The organism is Hafnia sp. CBA7124, from assembly GCF_002355555.1.
GTDB classification, from domain to species: domain Bacteria; phylum Pseudomonadota; class Gammaproteobacteria; order Enterobacterales; family Enterobacteriaceae; genus Hafnia; species Hafnia alvei.
In genome coordinates this window covers 745,313-760,689 of record NZ_AP017469.1, presented here as the reverse complement: position 1 = coordinate 760,689, position 15,377 = coordinate 745,313, and the positions used below count along the sequence as shown (strand labels likewise).

The window sequence follows — 15,377 nt, the reverse complement described above, 5'->3', positions numbered from 1 at the left end:
AAATAAAACACAATTAACCCTATAAAAATCGCGTAAATATTTACAACTAAAACGGATGTAGGATAGAACGATGCCAAAGGATTTCTCTTCCCCTCTCTTCTTTTATGCGACACATAATATCTGCCTCAGTGAAGCCATAAATGCTTTGCTGGCGCACTGAATAGCCTTCGAGGATAAGTGGATTTAAATTATTTGGCAGGAGCCATAACGTGACCTTATACGACATTAAACCTAAGTTTCAGAATCTATTAAGACCCATGGTTGTCAAACTCCACGCTGGGGGGGTGACGGCCAATCAGGTCACGCTACTGGCCATGCTGACGTCCGTATTTCTAGGCGGATTGCTGATGTATTTCCCTACACCAATTTTATATATTTCGCTGCCGTTTTATTTATTCTTTCGCATGGCGCTAAACGCTATCGACGGCATGCTGGCCAGAGAGTTTAAGCAGCAATCAACGCTCGGTGCCATTTTGAATGAAGTTGGCGACATTATTTCCGATGCTGCGCTCTACCTTGCTTTCGCTTTTTTAACCGGCATCGCGCCTTGGCTGGTGATACTCGTGGTACTGCTTTCCTGGCTCACCGAGTTTTGTGGTGTCATCGCCCAAACATTAACAGGGATCCGGAACTACCGCGGTCCACTCGGCAAAAGCGATCGAGCGTTTGTGCTTGGTGCATTAGGTCTATTTATTGCGCTCTGGCCTCAGTATGTCAGCGTTGCCAATATCATATTTGGTATTGCGGCACTGTTACTTGCGTGGACCTGCATTAACCGCTGCCGCAGTGCTTTGGAGGCGAAAAATGCCTGATACCATGTACACGCTATATTATTGCCTAGGCGGGATCTTCAGCGTTTTACTACTGGCGACTATGATTATCTTCGCCTTAAAAAAACTCCGTCCACAGCGCGATTGGTTGGAGTTACAACAACGCATCAATAGTTGGTGGGTAATCATTTGCCTATTTTCACTCGCGATGTTGTCACCCAAATGGCTGGCGCTGACTTTCTTCGGTTTTATCAGTTTTCTGTCATTAAAAGAGTACCTGACGCTAGCCCCAACGCGACGTTCAGACAGCGTGCCATTGCTATGGATGTACGCCGCAATTCCTCTGCAATATATCTGGATAGGCATGTCGTGGTACGGAATGTTCATTATCTTCATTCCTATTTATGTATTTTTATTCCTGCCGGCTCGCATGGTTATCGTCGGCGATACCAAAGGATTCTTACATTCTGCGTCGGTCATGCACTGGGGCATGATGACCACGGTTTTTGCATTGAGTCACGTTGCCTTTCTGCTAACGCTGCCCGGCATTAATGCCAATGCGGGGGCTTTGCTGGTTATTTTCTTAGTCGCAACGACAGAGCTTAACGATATTGCCCAGTATCTGTGGGGCAAATCACTGGGCAAAATTAAGGTTACGCCTAAAGTCAGCCCAAATAAAACGCTGGCCGGATTAATCGGCGGAGTCATGACCACCACTCTGCTAGCAGCGATTTTTGGCCCACTTCTTACGCCAATGGATTGGCACCATTCATTGGCGGCAGGTGTCATTATTGGCCTAAGTGGATTCTGCGGTGACGTGGTGATGTCAGCGATTAAACGAGACTTCGGCGTGAAAGACTCCGGCAAACTGCTGCCCGGGCACGGCGGTATTCTCGATCGCATGGACTCGCTGATTTATACCGCACCGCTGTTCTTCCATTTTTATTATTACTTTTACGTTTAAGGAACACTCATGAACCGCATGCTGCGCTGGATTTTTACGCTATGCGTTGCCTATCCCGTGGTTTGGATTTGGCTCGGTGTTCGTGTCTCTAACCGTAAAAAATTACCGATAGATGGCCCAGCGATTATCGTAGCGAATCACAATAGCCATCTCGACGTGCTGACACTATTCACCCTATTTCCGCTCTCAACGTTGGTCAACGTGCAGCCCGTCGCAGCGGCAGATTACTTTTTGAAAAACAAGTTGATTAGTTGGTTTGCACTGAAGGTGATCGGCATCATCCCTGTTTATCGTGGAGCCCATCAGACCAACCCGTTACAAGCCTGCGTTGATGCATTAAATGAAAAGAAAATTGTGATTATTTTTCCCGAGGGCACACGCGGAGAGCCGGGTAAATTTTCAGAAATAAAATCCGGCATCTGGCATTTGAGCCAGCAATGCCCTGAAGTTCCCATTATTCCTGTCTATATGCACGGCCTTGACCGTTCGATGGGAAAAGGCCAAAAGATTCCGGTGCCTTTCTTTATCGACATCTTTATTGATGACGCCTTGTTTTATGACGCGGACAAAATCACATTTAAGAGATCGCTATTAAATCGTTTTGTCGCTTTACAGCAGGTTGCTACAAGGAAAACAGCATGAGTCATGAAACACTTTCAATATCCTAATAAATATGGATTTATCGAGTAAAAGTTGAAATGAGTGGACTACAGGGGGATGGAGAGATTTGGAGCGGGCGAAGGGAATCGAACCCTCGTATAGAGCTTGGGAAGCTCTCGTTCTACCATTGAACTACGCCCGCATCAATGTGGCGATCATTATAGTCCCTTCTGGCACACCATCAAGCAGATTAAAACCCTAAGTGACGAATAATTAAGCAGTTAGACCGTTGGGCGATCACAATATAGGAAATCAATTCAAAAAAAATCCCCACGGTTTTAATACCAGTGGGGATTTTTATTTGGTATGCGGCAGGCTCGCTACCGCTTACAAACTTATTTGATTGGACGCATTGCTGGGAACAGGATCACGTCACGGATGGTATGGCTGTTGGTGAACAGCATCATCATACGGTCGATACCAATACCCAGACCTGCGGTTGGTGGCAAACCGTGTTCCAGAGAAGTCACATAGTCTTCATCGTAGAACATCGCTTCGTCATCACCTTCGTCTTTCGCACGAACCTGATCCTGGAAGCGTTCAGCCTGATCTTCCGCATCGTTAAGCTCGGAGAAGCCGTTACCAATTTCACGGCCGCCGATGAAGAACTCGAAGCGGTCAGTGATGAACGGGTTATCATCGTTACGACGAGCCAGCGGAGAAACCTCTGCTGGATATTCGGTGATGAAGGTTGGCTGAATCAGGTTTTTCTCTGCGGTTTCGTCAAAGATTTCACACTGAATACGGCCTAGGCCCCAGCTCTTCTCGATCTTAATGCCCAGAGATTCTGCGATTTTGATCGCTTTATCCAAGTCATCCAAATCTTCCATTTTAATGTCTGGACGATAGTGGTTGATGGACTCTTTCATGGTCATTTTGATGAAAGGTTTGCCGAAGTCAAAAGTCTGGTCGCCGTACTGAACAATGCTGCTGCCCAGAACTTCCTGAGTCAGAGTACGGAACAGATCTTCGGTCAGAACGATCAGGTCTTTGTAATCCGCGTAAGCCATATAGAGTTCCATCATGGTGAACTCTGGGTTGTGACGCGGAGAAACGCCTTCGTTACGGAAGTTACGGTTGATTTCGAATACGCGTTCGAAGCCACCCACAACCAGACGTTTCAGGTACAGTTCTGGCGCGATACGCAGATACATATCGATATCCAGCGCATTGTGGTGAGTGATGAATGGACGTGCAGAAGCACCACCAGGGATCACTTGCATCATAGGAGTTTCCACTTCCATGAAGCCTTTGTTCACCATAAAGCTACGGATAGCAGCCAGAGTTTTAGAACGAATCCGGAAAGTCTCGCGAGACTCTTCGTTTGCGATCAGATCAAGATAACGCTGACGATAGCGAGTTTCCTGATCGGACAGACCGTGGAATTTGTCTGGCAGCGGGCGCAGTGCCTTAGTCAGCAGACGAATTTCGGTACAATGGATAGACAATTCACCCGTCTGAGTGCGGAATACTTTACCGCGCGCACCAATGATGTCACCCAAGTCCCATTTTTTGAACTGGTCGTTGTACAGGCCTTCTGGCAGATCGTCACGTGCAACATACAGCTGGATGCGACCACCCATATCCTGCAGAGTAACGAAGGCAGCTTTACCCATAATACGGCGGGTCATCATACGACCAGCAACAGAAACCTCGATGTTCAGATCTTCGAGTTCTGCTTTATCCTTTTCGTCGTACAGGCTATGCAACTTGTCCGAAGTAGCATCACGGCGGAAATCGTTAGGGAATGCGATCCCTTCCTTGCGCAGCGCGGCCAATTTTTCACGGCGAGACTGCATTTCGTTGTTAAGATCAAGAGCCTGATCGGCACCTTGTGATTGTTGTTCAGACATATTGTTTCCTCATAACCCGGCTTTCAAGCTTGCCTCAATGAATCTATCCAGGTCGCCATCTAACACGGCCTGTGTATTACGCGTTTCAACGCCAGTACGTAAATCCTTAATGCGAGAGTCATCCAGAACGTAAGAACGGATTTGGCTCCCCCAACCGATGTCAGACTTGTTGTCTTCCATCACTTGTTTCTCAGCATTTTTCTTCTGCATTTCGTATTCGTACAGCTTAGCTTTCAGCTGACGCATTGCCTGATCTTTGTTCTTATGCTGAGAACGGTCATTCTGACACTGGGTCACAATGTTGGTCGGAATATGGGTAATACGTACTGCGGATTCCGTACGGTTAACGTGCTGACCACCGGCACCAGAGGCGCGGTATACGTCAATACGCAAATCGGCTGGATTGATCTCGATATCAATATCGTCATCCACTTCTGGGTACACAAACGCAGAGCTAAATGACGTATGACGACGACCACCAGAGTCAAACGGGCTTTTACGTACCAGGCGATGAACGCCAGTTTCAGTACGCAGCCAGCCGTAAGCATATTCACCGGAGATTTTTACGGTCGCAGATTTCAGACCGGCTACTTCGCCGTCTGATTCTTCAATAATTTCGGTTTTGAAACCTTTGGCTTCCGCCCAGCGCAGGAACATACGCAGCAACATGCTTGCCCAGTCCTGTGCTTCTGTCCCGCCAGAACCGGCCTGAATGTCGATATAACAATCAGCGCTGTCGTACTCACCTGAGAACATACGACGGAATTCTAACTGAGCCAGTTTGGCGTCTAACTGATCCAGCTCAACGACGGCCTCATTGAAGGTCTCTTCGTCGTCGGCTTCGATAGCCAGCTCCAGCAATCCGGATACATCATCCAGACCCTGAGTCATTTGATTGATGGTATTAACGATTTCTTCTAACGAGGAACGTTCTTTGCCCAGCGCCTGTGCGCGTTCTGGCTCATTCCATACGTCGGGCTGCTCGAGCTCGGCGTTAACTTCTTCTAGCCGTTCTTTCTTGGCATCATAGTCAAAGATACCCCCTCAGAACTTCTGTCCGGTCAGACAGGTCCTGGATACGGCTTTTTACCGGATTAATTTCAAACATATTTTCTTATATCTTTCGTTAAGTGTTCAGCGACGGAACCATGTCATTCCTCTAAAGGAATTCCTAAACCGTCATAAAGAGACGATAAAAATAGCGTTAAGGCAGCGTAATGAACTAAAAAACTGCTTACGCCTAGCTTTCGACTCTATCAAAATGTCCTTACAGAATATAGCAACTCACACCTATAAATGGCAGTCATTCCGCGATTTTCAAGCTCTATTGCTGCAATTTCCGGCGAGGAACGACGCGATTAAAATGTATGGCTTATTGCAGGCTCGCTGTTATTACTTCTTCTTATAAAAGAGCGACGTCTCACTACACTTAATCATCTGAGGAGTATAACGAGAACAAAAAGGGGCAGCTTGTGCTACCCCTCATACATTACATGGATTTTTGTTCGAGTGCGTCAGCGCGGCCAAAGGTGCTGAATCATCAGCTGTACACTTCGGTTGCCACGATATTCGTTAATGTCCAGCTTAAATGCCAGCTCCACTTCACGTACGCTCGGATCTGGCCACAGCGCGGTATCCACGTTAAAAGCGATACCATCTAGCAACGGGCCGCCACCCACAGGCTCAACCATCAGCTTCAGGTGACGTTCACCCACCAGCCTCTGCTGCAAGATTTTGAACTTGCCGTCGAAGGTAGGATCAGGAAACGCCTGCCCCCATGGCCCTGCATCGCGCAGCAACTCTGCGGTTGGCAGCGAAAGCTCATCCATCGCCAGTTCACCGTCAGACCAGATCACGCCTTCAAGCTGAGATGCATCCAGCCATTCGCCGACCAGTTCAGCAAAACGCTGACGGAACTCATCAAAGCGCGATTCTTCTAATGACAATCCGGCCGCCATCGCGTGACCGCCAAACTTCATGATCAAACCGGGGTTTTGCGAATCAATACGCTCCAGCGCATCGCGCATGTGCAAACCGTGAATGGAACGACCAGAGCCTTTCAGAATGCCATCGCCCGCAGGAGCAAAAGCAATCACCGGGCGGTAAAAGCGCTCTTTGATGCGTGAAGCGAGAATGCCCACCACGCCTTGGTGCCATTCAGGATGATACAGCGCCAAACCGTACGGCATTTCAACCGTAGTGCGTTCCAGCTCGCTGCAAATCTGCAATGCCTCAACCTGCATGCCCTGCTCTATCTCACGGCGCGTCACGTTCAAACTATCCAGATCGCTGGCAAGCTCGCGCGCTTTTGGCATCTCATCACAGAGTAATAGCTCAACGCCAACCGACATGTTGTCCAAGCGCCCTGCGGCGTTAAGACGTGGACCAAGCGCAAAACCTAAATCGCTTGCGACCAACTGACGAGCATCACGATTGGCAATTTCCAACAACGCACGGATCCCAACGCGACATTTACCCGCGCGGATACGATTAAGCCCCTGATGCACCAAAATTCGGTTATTGGCATCCAGCGCCACAACGTCTGCCACCGTGCCTAGCGCCACTAAATCGAGCAGGTCAGCCAGATTCGGCGCGGCGATCCCGTGTTGTTCAAACCAGCCGTGTTCATTCAGATGCTTGCGCAGCGCTAACATCAGATAGAACGCCACGCCAACACCGGCCAACGACTTCGACGGGAAACCACAGTCGTTAAGATTCGGGTTAACCATCGCATCAGCGGCGGGTAAAGTTTCCCCCGGCAGATGGTGATCGGTAACCAGTACTTTGATCCCACGAGCATGCGCATTATCAACGCCTGCGTGAGACGATATACCGTTATCGACGGTCATGATCAGCTCCGCGCCCATAGCAGCAGCCTGCTCAACCACTTCAGGGCTTAGCCCGTAGCCATCTTCAAAACGGTTCGGTACCAGATACTGAACGTTTGCCGCCCCCATGCTGCGCAATGCCAACATGGAAAGCGCGGTGCTGGTTGCGCCATCGGCATCAAAATCGCCGACGATAACAATACGTTGATGCTCAGACAGTGCCTGATGAAGGAGCTCGACTGCGCGATCGATGCCCGATAACGTCTGGTATGAGAGTAAACCTTTAACCCCACGCTCCAGCTCTTGCATGCTAACAATGCCACGGTTGGCATAGACGCGGCGCAATAGCGGATGGAGATCGTCAGGAAGTTCATGATTTTCCACCGCCTCTCGGCGGCGGAGCTGTGTTGATACGATCAAACCAATTAACCTTTAGCCTTGCTCATGGCTGCCTGCGCATCCAACATCGCCAACATCTCTTTCGGTCCCTGATAGCCAGGGATCACGGTGCCATCGTTCAGCACAATGGCAGGAGTTCCCTGCACGCCAAACTGCACGCCGAGCTCATAATGTTTTTTGATATCAACATTACAGGTTGCTGGCTGAGTCGCTTCACCGCTCAATGCCGCATCAAATGCCTTGCGACGATCGGCCATGCACCAGATTGACTGCATATCTCTTTCCGCTTGAGAGCTTAAACCCTGACGCGGGAATGCCAGATAACGCACGGTGATACCCAGATCGTTATACTCTTTCATCTGCGAATGAAGTTTGTGGCAGTAGCCACAGGTGATGTCGGTAAAGACCGTAATCACATGTTTTTCTTTTGGTGCTTTGTAGACAATCATCTCAGGCACCAGCTTTTGCAGACGTCCAACCAGAATCTGGTTAGTCACGTTAACTGGCACCGCGCCGCTGACGTCATACATCGGCCCTTGCAGAATGTGCTTACCATCGCTGGTCACGTAAAGCACGCCGTTGTCGGTAAATACCGTTTGCAAACCGGCAACCGGAGAAGGCTGAATCTCGGCTTTCTGTACGCCCAATGTTTTCAGCGACTGCTGGATTTCAGCATCACCTGCATGTGCTGCGCCAGTGACTGAAGCCGCCAGCAAAGACAGCCAAATTAAACCTTTCTTCATTGCGTAATCCTTGTATTTCCCTGCGCCTTACGCACGGGGATGATGCTGTTGATGTAGCTGCTTCAGTCGTTCAGTAGCTACATGCGTATAAATTTGGGTTGTGGACAGATCGCTATGTCCTAACAACATTTGTACGACACGCAAATCTGCCCCATGGTTCAGCAAATGGGTGGCAAAAGCGTGCCTGAGCACATGCGGAGACAAACGCGAGCTATCGATGCCCGCCAGTACCGCATAATGCTTAATGCGATGCCAAAACGTTTGGCGCGTCATCTGTTGGGCACGATTACTGGGAAACAGCACGTCTATCGTTTGCCCATTCAGCAGCCATGGTCGACCATATTCCAGATAATACTCAATCCAGTAAACCGCCTCTTCTCCCAGCGGAACCAGCCGTTCTTTATTACCTTTACCAATAACGCGCACCACGCCCTGACGCAAGCTAACATCGGCCTGCGTCAGCCCCACCAGTTCAGAAACGCGGAGTCCGGTGGCATAAAGCACTTCAAGCATCGCCTTATCACGCAGTTCTATTGGGTTCTCAACGCTTGGTGTTTGCAGCAGCGTATCAACCTGCTCTTCGGTGAGATCTTTCGGCAGTCGCTGCGGTAGCTTTGGCGACGATAATAACGTCGTCGGATCGTCGCTGCGCATTTTTTCACGATAGAAATACTGAAATAAACGACGCATGGCGCTAAGTAAACGGGCAGAGCTGGTCGCTTTATAGCCGCCATCGACGCGTTCAGCTAAGAAACTTTGCAGATCAGAAACCTGAGCCTGTAATAAATCAGAATGATGATGCGCCAGCCATTCAGCCAACGACCGTAAATCTAAACGATAAGAGGCCAGCGTATTTTCGGCTAAGTTGCGCTCTAACCACAGCGCATCTAAAAATTGTTCTATCAGTGCCTGATCTTGCTCGTGCACCGGCGACTCCATTGATAAAGACTCAAACCAAGGTTTAGTGTGCATTATGCCTGACACGGATTCAAATCTGATACACTCTGGTGTTATGTATTTGTAACCCGACGGCAGCAACTTCCCTGCACCCTTTACATTACCGCAGCGTTCGCTACCTTCGTTCACCCTGATTGCCGCCTAGTCGCAGCTCGAATGTTTTTAGGTATTACTATGAAGATAGGTCTTTTTTACGGCTCCAGCACTTGCTATACCGAAATGGCCGCTGAAAAAATTCGCGATATTCTCGGCGCCGAGTTAGTCGATTTACATAACATCAAAGACGTTCCCATCCAGCGCATGGAGGATTACGACATTCTGATCCTCGGTATTCCAACCTGGGACTTTGGTGAGATTCAAGAGGACTGGGAAGCCGTCTGGGACGCACTGCCAAGCTTGAATCTACAAAATAAAATCATCGCCATGTATGGCATGGGTGATCAACTTGGTTATGGCGAATGGTTCCTCGATGCACTGGGTATGCTTCACGATCGTTTACTGCCGCTAGGCGTGCAGTTTGTCGGCTATTGGCCAACAGAAGGCTACGAGTTTACTAGCCCTAAACCGGTGATTGACGATGGCAAGCTGTTCGTTGGCTTGGCTCTCGACGAAGCGAATCAATACGATTTAAGCGACAAGCGCCTAGAACAATGGTGCGAACAGATCATGCTGGAGATCGCTGAATTGCTGTAATGCGATGCTTATTGCACACATTGCATAGAAAGAAACAAAAATGCCCGATGGAAACCTCGGGCACTATTCACTAATCACTCTGGTCACTAATCACTCTGGTGGGTTTGCATCAAAGTGCGGCGCAAATGGCACCACGCCTCTGGCGTCAAACTGTCTGCCGCAATCCATAAACGCTTTTTCGTTCCCTGCGGCTTCACACTTCTCAAGGGTAGCAATGCGCCAAAATCACTGATCCAAGGCGTCTTACATAACTCCCATTCGTTCTGTTGCCATTGAATATGGTTATCAGCTAGAAAGCTAAACTCTCCCTGAATCTTAGCGATCTGCTTTTGGCTGCGGATACATTCAAACACAACTAAAGTCAGCAACACCAACCAATAAAAACTATAGTTTTCCGGCCAGGGTGCTAGCAAAATCAACAAAATCAGAATGCCATGCGTAACTAACAACAAGAGTTGCGTTCGCCATGACACTCGTACATCACAACGCCATTGGTCCACGATCTTTGTTTCGCGTTTGAATAAGTTTAACCATATGCGCTAATTCAGGATCCTTGGGTGAACCGTGGTTCATGAGCCAATTAAAAAGATCGGGATCGTCGCACTCAAGTAAGCGTACAAATGTCTGTTTGTCTGCATCGCTCAGTGAATCATACTCATGTTCGAAAAACGGCATAATGGAGATATCCAGCTCACGCATACCGCGGCGACAGGCCCAATGAATGCGTGATTTATTTCCTATATCCATGATTTACTCACTCCTGATCAGTTAAACCTTATTCTTATAAGATAATCTCGTAAGACACCCCGTAGCTCACTGGGTTCCCAGCCGATACGAGATACGCGACTCCATTTTAGCGCGAATCTAGCGAAGATTTAGAAAATAGGTTCACAAACTGACATATTTATTAGTGCATTATGTACCAGACCGTGCGTTAAACCTCGGCAAATATAAGGTTTAAAGAAAAACTCGGAATTCTCCTCCCTCTTTGCCGTCTTAGTCCCACATATTTATCTCTGCGTGTGAGCATTTATACCAATAGCCCAATATTTCCATTTGCAATCCTACCCACCTCTCTTAACATGGTTGGATTCCATTTCGGGATTGCATCAGTAGGGAACCATCATGACTTTGAACTCTCTTTTCGCGCCACGCCAACCGGTAGCCTCTAACCATCTGCCCTTAACAATAATGTTGCTCAACGATTGGCAGTTGGTAAACGTGACAGGGCCTGACGCTAGCAAATATTTGCAGGGCCAGCTCACCGTAGACGTTGCAGCACTCACTGAGCATGAACACACCCTCTGCGGGCATTGTGACGCGAAGGGAAAAATGTGGAGCGATCTGCGTTTATTCCATCGAGCAGAAGGCTTCTCTTATTTGGTACGCCGCAGCGTGGCAGAAAACCAAATCACCGAATTGAAAAAATACGCTGTGTTTTCCAAACTCACTATCAGTGCCGACAATGATGCGGTGATCCTCGGCGTTGCTGGCTTTAAAGCAGACGCGGCACTTGCAGCCTATTTCCCGCAGTTGCCTGATGCCAACACACCGGCGGTGACGCATGAAGACACCACGCTACTCTATTTATCTCAGCCGGAAGCACGCTATTTGCTGATAACCTCTTTATCTACCGCTGAAATGCTCGCAGACAAGCTGCGTGACAGTGCACAGTTTAACGACGGTCAGCAGTGGGTTGAGCTTGAAATCGAAGCGGGCCAGCCGGTTATTGACGTCGCTAATAGCGGTCAGTTTATTCCACAGGCCACGAATCTTCAGGCGCTGAATGGCATCTGCTTTAAAAAAGGCTGCTACACCGGCCAAGAAATGGTGGCTCGTGCTAAATATCGCGGTGCCAACAAGCGAGCGCTTTATTGGCTGCAAGGCTCAGCCAGTCGCGTACCGCAGGCAGGTGAAGATTTAGAACTCAAGTTAGGCGAAAACTGGCGACGTACCGGAACGGTATTAGCCGCCGTTCAACTTAACGACGGCAGCCTCAACGTTCAGGTCGTGCTCAATAACGATTTAGAAACCGATAGCGTTCTACGCGTTCGTGACGATGAAGGCAGCATGCTAACGATTCAACCACTGCCATATTCGTTGGTGGAAGGGTAATTCATCCCATTGCTTGACCCCAGCCCTCCCCTTCGAAGGGGAGGGGGCCGAACGGTTCTCGGTATTAATTTCGCACTCGATATGCTCCTCCCCCTGCTAAGGGGGAGGCTGGGAGGGGGTCTGCCAAACTAAAAGCACTTACCCCATTTCACCCACGCGCATATTTCGCCGCAGCCAAAAACAGCTCATGTTCGGGGCGAATGCCGGTATACAACACGAACTGCTCAACCGCCTGAATAGCAAAAACTTCAGCGCCGCTAATCACCGTTTTCCCCTGAGTCTTGGCATAACGAATCATCGGCGTTTCTGATGGCAAAGCAACAACATCAAAAATCACCTTCGCACGGTCGATCTCATCTTCGCTAAAGGCAAGCGTGTCGGCATCGACTCCCCCGCTCATGCCAATTGGCGTTGCGTTGATCAACACATCGGCTTCCACGCCCTGCATTTCCGATCGCCACTCATAGCCATACAGCGAAGCCAGCTGCTGTCCGGTTTTTTCATTCTTGGCAACAATATAGCCTTGTTTAAAGCCAGCGTCTTTTAACGCACAGGCCACGGCCTTCGCCATTCCACCGCTACCACGCAGGGCAAAGACTTGTTCAGGAGAAACGGCATACTGCGCCAAAAGCTGGGCAATCGCTAAATAGTCGGTGTTATACGCTTTGAGATAGCCATCGGTATTCACAATGGTGTTAACTGAATCAATGGCGTTAGCAGATGCATCCATCTCATCCACCAGCGAGATAACATCCTCTTTAAACGGCATCGAGATCGCGCAACCACGGATCCCCAACGCACGTACACCGCCAATAGCCGCTTTGATATCTTTGGTCGTAAAGGCCTTGTAGAGATAGTCCAGATCGAGCGCATCATAAAGATAATTATGAAAACGTGTGCCGAAGTTGCTCGGACGCGCCGCCAGCGACATACATACCTGAGTATCTTTATTGAGATGTTTAGTCATAGAACCTCTTCGCCAAAAAATGAATCCAGAAAAGCCGCAGAGTGACACCTGCGTTTGCCACTATCATGGACTAAAACAAACAGGGTGAAAATGGCTGAATTTGCTGTTAAAAGTTCCTCTTTTAATCCGCTATCAGGCTGGGCCCAAATGCAAAAAAGGAGCCATTAGGCTCCTTTCGTATAGGCATCAACTCGGTGAAACTTAGAAGTTGTAACCCGCAACCAGGTAGTAACCCCAGCCAGTAGATTTCACGTCAAAGTTACCTTTGCCGAAGTTCAGCTCAGTACCATCCTGCCATTGTCCGCCGTTATGGAAATAACGTGCAACGAAGGAGTAGTGCCAGTGATCGTAGTTCAGTGCCAAAATGTGGCTAGAAGCGATAGAGTTGCTGGTACGAGTACGCATGCCATTCAGGTCGCTATGGCCAGAATCTTTACCTAAGTCAGAACCCCAGTCAAAGTTGGTGAAGCCGATGTAGCTCAGCTTACCGCCCAATACTTCGGTGATTGGCACGAAGTATTTAACTTTGAAACGGTAGCCGTCCCATTCGTTTTCGTTGGCCGCATCGTAGTTTTGCCACTGGTATTTGGCATACACGTTCATCGACAGGCTCATTGGCAAGCCGGTATCAATGTCGGTACCCAGACCCATATACCAAGTGCTCTGACGGTTATCGCTGTTACGTCCCATATCGTAGATATAGTTATTCGCGAAGTACCACTCTTTGAACGGGCCGAAGCTCAGATCGGTGCCGGTCAGCTTATCAATAGAGAAGCGTGGCTCAATTTCCATGAACAGAGGAGAACCGTGGTTCCAGATACCGCGAGAGGTGCTGTCACCGCCGAAGAACATTGGCGCATCCACATAACCGTAGAAGTCGAACCAATCTTTCTTAGCAAAAGCTTCGTACTCAAGGTAAGTATCGTCTCTCAGTTGTGGTCCGAAGCGCGTATGGGCGCTGCCCACCACGTTAACGCTTTGATGCCACCAGTCAGAAAGATATTCGCTGTTGTTGTCTGCTGCTACAGCAGTAACGCTGCTTGAAAGTGCAAGCACGGTGCCTGCAGCTAAAATTATTTTTTTCATAATATTGCTACTTACCTTAAGCAAAATTCCCTGCCAGGGAAAAGACCCATGTAAACATCACCACAAATAGCCATCAAATGATCAACAACCCACCTTTCTGGCCGTGCGTATTATAGAAATTATTGCTCACAAAAATCTGTGATCTCTGAATACATTCTTAAATACGTAATCGATTGCGTTCACGTTTGCGATGAAAAAATTCGGAGGGATTCTACAATCTTTGCGGCAATAATCAAATTTAAAACCAAGTCATTATTATAAGAATTGCCCTGAAAGGCTTATTCCATCAGGCATTCGGGGAGAAACACTCACGTTTTTTGTGTCTGGATGAAAGGTTGCGCAACTTACAAAAGGAAAAAATTGACGAAACTTTGCTGCTGTTACAATGTCGCAGACCAACAAATGTTTGAATGCTAATAAATCAATCATTATTTTGTGAAAATCATGACAAACGTTCTGATGTACTATAATTCCTAAAGCCAACCCATTCGCTCTAAAGTCATATAAATATCTGATAAACAAAAGCAAAGTAATTCATGTCGTAATTAGCGCAATTATATTTGAGCTTACACGTGTACACTGGAATAATTCTCAGATAACCTAGCTCTAGTTTTAAGCAATAGCATGATTTCCATTGTTCAACAGAGGTAGTGCCGCACTATGGCAAAGGCAAACATTGTTCAGCAGGGATATTCACTGGCAGAGGAAGTTGCCAACAGCATCAGCCACGGAATTGGTTTTATTCTAGGGATCGTCGGTCTGGTTTTATTGTTGGTTCAAGCCATTGGTACCGGTGCCGATGCGACAGCCATTGCCAGCTACAGCCTTTACGGCGGTAGCATGATTTTGCTGTTTCTTGCATCCACGCTCTATCACGCGATTTCGCATCAGAACGTTAAACGCTGGCTGAAGGTGTTTGACCACTGCGCCATCTATTTATTGATCGCCGGTACCTATACCCCATTCCTGCTGGTTGGATTAGATTCCACCTTAGCCAAATGGTTGATGGGGGTCATCTGGGGAATTGCGCTGTTTGGTATTTTGTTCAAACTCGCGTTTGCCCATCGTTTTGAAGTGCTTTCACTTATCACCTACCTCACAATGGGATGGCTGTCATTAATTGTTATCTATCAGTTGGCCACCAAGCTGGCATGGGGCGGTGTAACCTTATTGGCCGTAGGTGGGATTGTTTATACGCTTGGCGTAATTTTCTACGTCAGTAAACGAATTCCGTACAACCACGCCATCTGGCATGCGTTTGTGCTGGGCGGATGCGCTTGTCATTTTTTTGCGATTTATTTGTATGTGTAGATCGAAGGGGGAAGGTTTCGTTCGCCTATAT

Annotated in this window: 15 protein-coding genes and 1 tRNA gene; 6 read left to right on the top strand and 10 right to left on the bottom strand. The window is 48.3% G+C overall.

Annotation, left to right across the window (positions count from 1 at the left end; genetic code table 11):
- The first annotated feature begins 209 nt into the window (after positions 1-209).
- The 3 genes from CPY98_RS03595 to CPY98_RS03585 are packed head-to-tail and all read left to right on the top strand — an operon-like array spanning position 210 to position 2,376.
- Positions 210-812 (top strand): CDP-alcohol phosphatidyltransferase family protein, encoded by a 603-nt coding sequence (locus CPY98_RS03595; protein WP_046449090.1) that lies wholly within the window; start codon positions 210-212, stop codon positions 810-812.
- Positions 805-1,734, top strand: coding sequence for a phosphatidate cytidylyltransferase (locus tag CPY98_RS03590; protein WP_046449091.1), 930 nt, complete (start codon positions 805-807; stop codon positions 1,732-1,734). Before CPY98_RS03595 ends, CPY98_RS03590 begins: the two co-directional genes overlap by 8 nt.
- 9 nt (positions 1,735-1,743) lie before the next feature.
- Positions 1,744-2,376 carry a lysophospholipid acyltransferase family protein gene (locus CPY98_RS03585; RefSeq protein ID WP_043490978.1) on the top strand — a complete coding sequence of 211 codons (633 nt, stop codon included), beginning with the start codon at positions 1,744-1,746 and terminating at the stop codon, positions 2,374-2,376.
- A gap of 86 nt (positions 2,377-2,462) precedes the next feature.
- Here CPY98_RS03585 and CPY98_RS03580 read toward each other — a convergent pair.
- The 6 genes from CPY98_RS03580 to xerD all read right to left on the bottom strand — a co-directional run bounded on the left by CPY98_RS03580 (position 2,463) and on the right by xerD (position 9,156).
- Positions 2,463-2,536: transfer RNA gene (locus tag CPY98_RS03580), tRNA-Gly, on the bottom strand.
- Between the two features lie 193 nt (positions 2,537-2,729).
- The gene (gene lysS / locus CPY98_RS03575) at positions 2,730-4,247 is read right to left on the bottom strand and encodes a lysine--tRNA ligase (RefSeq protein WP_025801616.1); all 1,518 of its coding nucleotides are present in this window, start codon (positions 4,245-4,247) and stop codon (positions 2,730-2,732) included.
- 9 nt (positions 4,248-4,256) lie between these two features.
- Positions 4,257-5,355 (bottom strand): peptide chain release factor 2 gene (prfB, locus tag CPY98_RS03570; RefSeq protein WP_096386376.1). Its coding sequence is split into 2 segments (ribosomal slippage): positions 4,257-5,279 and positions 5,281-5,355, totalling 1,098 coding nucleotides; the frame shifts between segments, so codons are not numbered across the junction.
- A gap of 406 nt (positions 5,356-5,761) precedes the next feature.
- Positions 5,762-7,495: a single-stranded-DNA-specific exonuclease RecJ gene (gene recJ, locus CPY98_RS03565; protein WP_043490968.1), complete on the bottom strand. Its 1,734-nt coding sequence runs from the start codon at positions 7,493-7,495 to the stop codon at positions 5,762-5,764.
- Between the two features lie 5 nt (positions 7,496-7,500).
- Complete coding sequence (gene dsbC, locus CPY98_RS03560; protein WP_025801619.1) at positions 7,501-8,217, bottom strand: bifunctional protein-disulfide isomerase/oxidoreductase DsbC; 717 nt, start codon at positions 8,215-8,217, stop codon at positions 7,501-7,503.
- Positions 8,218-8,244: 27 nt separating this feature from the next.
- Positions 8,245-9,156 carry a site-specific tyrosine recombinase XerD gene (xerD, locus tag CPY98_RS03555; protein WP_226930151.1) on the bottom strand — a complete coding sequence of 304 codons (912 nt, stop codon included), beginning with the start codon at positions 9,154-9,156 and terminating at the stop codon, positions 8,245-8,247.
- A 192-nt stretch (positions 9,157-9,348) separates the two neighbouring features.
- Here xerD and fldB point away from each other — a divergent pair, with 192 nt between their 5' ends.
- Positions 9,349-9,867, top strand: a complete 519-nt coding sequence (fldB, locus tag CPY98_RS03550) for a flavodoxin FldB (protein ID WP_040046181.1) — start codon at positions 9,349-9,351, stop codon at positions 9,865-9,867.
- An 86-nt stretch (positions 9,868-9,953) separates the two neighbouring features.
- Here fldB and CPY98_RS03545 read toward each other — a convergent pair whose 3' ends face one another.
- Together CPY98_RS03545 and sdhE are read right to left on the bottom strand one after the other, a co-directional pair.
- Positions 9,954-10,367, bottom strand: coding sequence for a protein YgfX (locus CPY98_RS03545; RefSeq protein WP_043490966.1), 414 nt, complete (start codon positions 10,365-10,367; stop codon positions 9,954-9,956).
- On the bottom strand, positions 10,348-10,614 hold the full coding sequence (sdhE, locus tag CPY98_RS03540) for an FAD assembly factor SdhE (protein ID WP_025801623.1): 267 nt from the start codon (positions 10,612-10,614) through the stop codon (positions 10,348-10,350). Before sdhE ends, CPY98_RS03545 begins: the two co-directional genes overlap by 20 nt.
- Before the next feature lie 378 nt (positions 10,615-10,992).
- On the opposite strand from sdhE, the gene ygfZ reads away from it, so the two are divergent.
- Complete coding sequence (ygfZ, locus tag CPY98_RS03535; RefSeq protein ID WP_043490963.1) at positions 10,993-11,982, top strand: tRNA-modifying protein YgfZ; 990 nt, start codon at positions 10,993-10,995, stop codon at positions 11,980-11,982.
- Positions 11,983-12,130: 148 nt separating this feature from the next.
- Here ygfZ and CPY98_RS03530 read toward each other — a convergent pair whose 3' ends face one another.
- Both CPY98_RS03530 and CPY98_RS03525 read right to left on the bottom strand, forming a co-directional pair.
- On the bottom strand, positions 12,131-12,949 hold the full coding sequence (locus tag CPY98_RS03530) for a shikimate 5-dehydrogenase (protein WP_096386374.1): 819 nt from the start codon (positions 12,947-12,949) through the stop codon (positions 12,131-12,133).
- Positions 12,950-13,150: 201 nt separating this feature from the next.
- Positions 13,151-14,035 (bottom strand): nucleoside-specific channel-forming protein Tsx, encoded by an 885-nt coding sequence (locus CPY98_RS03525; RefSeq protein ID WP_043490960.1) that lies wholly within the window; start codon positions 14,033-14,035, stop codon positions 13,151-13,153.
- A 660-nt stretch (positions 14,036-14,695) separates the two neighbouring features.
- Here CPY98_RS03525 and CPY98_RS03520 point away from each other — a divergent pair.
- Positions 14,696-15,346 (top strand): hemolysin III family protein, encoded by a 651-nt coding sequence (locus CPY98_RS03520; RefSeq protein ID WP_025801627.1) that lies wholly within the window; start codon positions 14,696-14,698, stop codon positions 15,344-15,346.
- Positions 15,347-15,377: the final 31 nt, after the last annotated feature.

Coding starts and splice junctions, on each gene's coding strand:
- dsbC (WP_025801619.1), bottom strand. CDS start 8,217: ATGAAGAAAGGTTTAATTTGGCTGTCTTTGCTGGCGGCTTCAGTCACT.
- lysS (WP_025801616.1), bottom strand. CDS start 4,247: ATGTCTGAACAACAATCACAAGGTGCCGATCAGGCTCTTGATCTTAAC.
- sdhE (WP_025801623.1), bottom strand. CDS start 10,614: ATGGATATAGGAAATAAATCACGCATTCATTGGGCCTGTCGCCGCGGT.
- xerD (WP_226930151.1), bottom strand. CDS start 9,156: ATGGAGTCGCCGGTGCACGAGCAAGATCAGGCACTGATAGAACAATTT.
- ygfZ (WP_043490963.1), top strand. CDS start 10,993: ATGACTTTGAACTCTCTTTTCGCGCCACGCCAACCGGTAGCCTCTAAC.
- CPY98_RS03530 (WP_096386374.1), bottom strand. CDS start 12,949: ATGACTAAACATCTCAATAAAGATACTCAGGTATGTATGTCGCTGGCG.
- fldB (WP_040046181.1), top strand. CDS start 9,349: ATGAAGATAGGTCTTTTTTACGGCTCCAGCACTTGCTATACCGAAATG.
- CPY98_RS03520 (WP_025801627.1), top strand. CDS start 14,696: ATGGCAAAGGCAAACATTGTTCAGCAGGGATATTCACTGGCAGAGGAA.
- CPY98_RS03590 (WP_046449091.1), top strand. CDS start 805: ATGCCTGATACCATGTACACGCTATATTATTGCCTAGGCGGGATCTTC.
- CPY98_RS03525 (WP_043490960.1), bottom strand. CDS start 14,035: ATGAAAAAAATAATTTTAGCTGCAGGCACCGTGCTTGCACTTTCAAGC.
- CPY98_RS03585 (WP_043490978.1), top strand. CDS start 1,744: ATGAACCGCATGCTGCGCTGGATTTTTACGCTATGCGTTGCCTATCCC.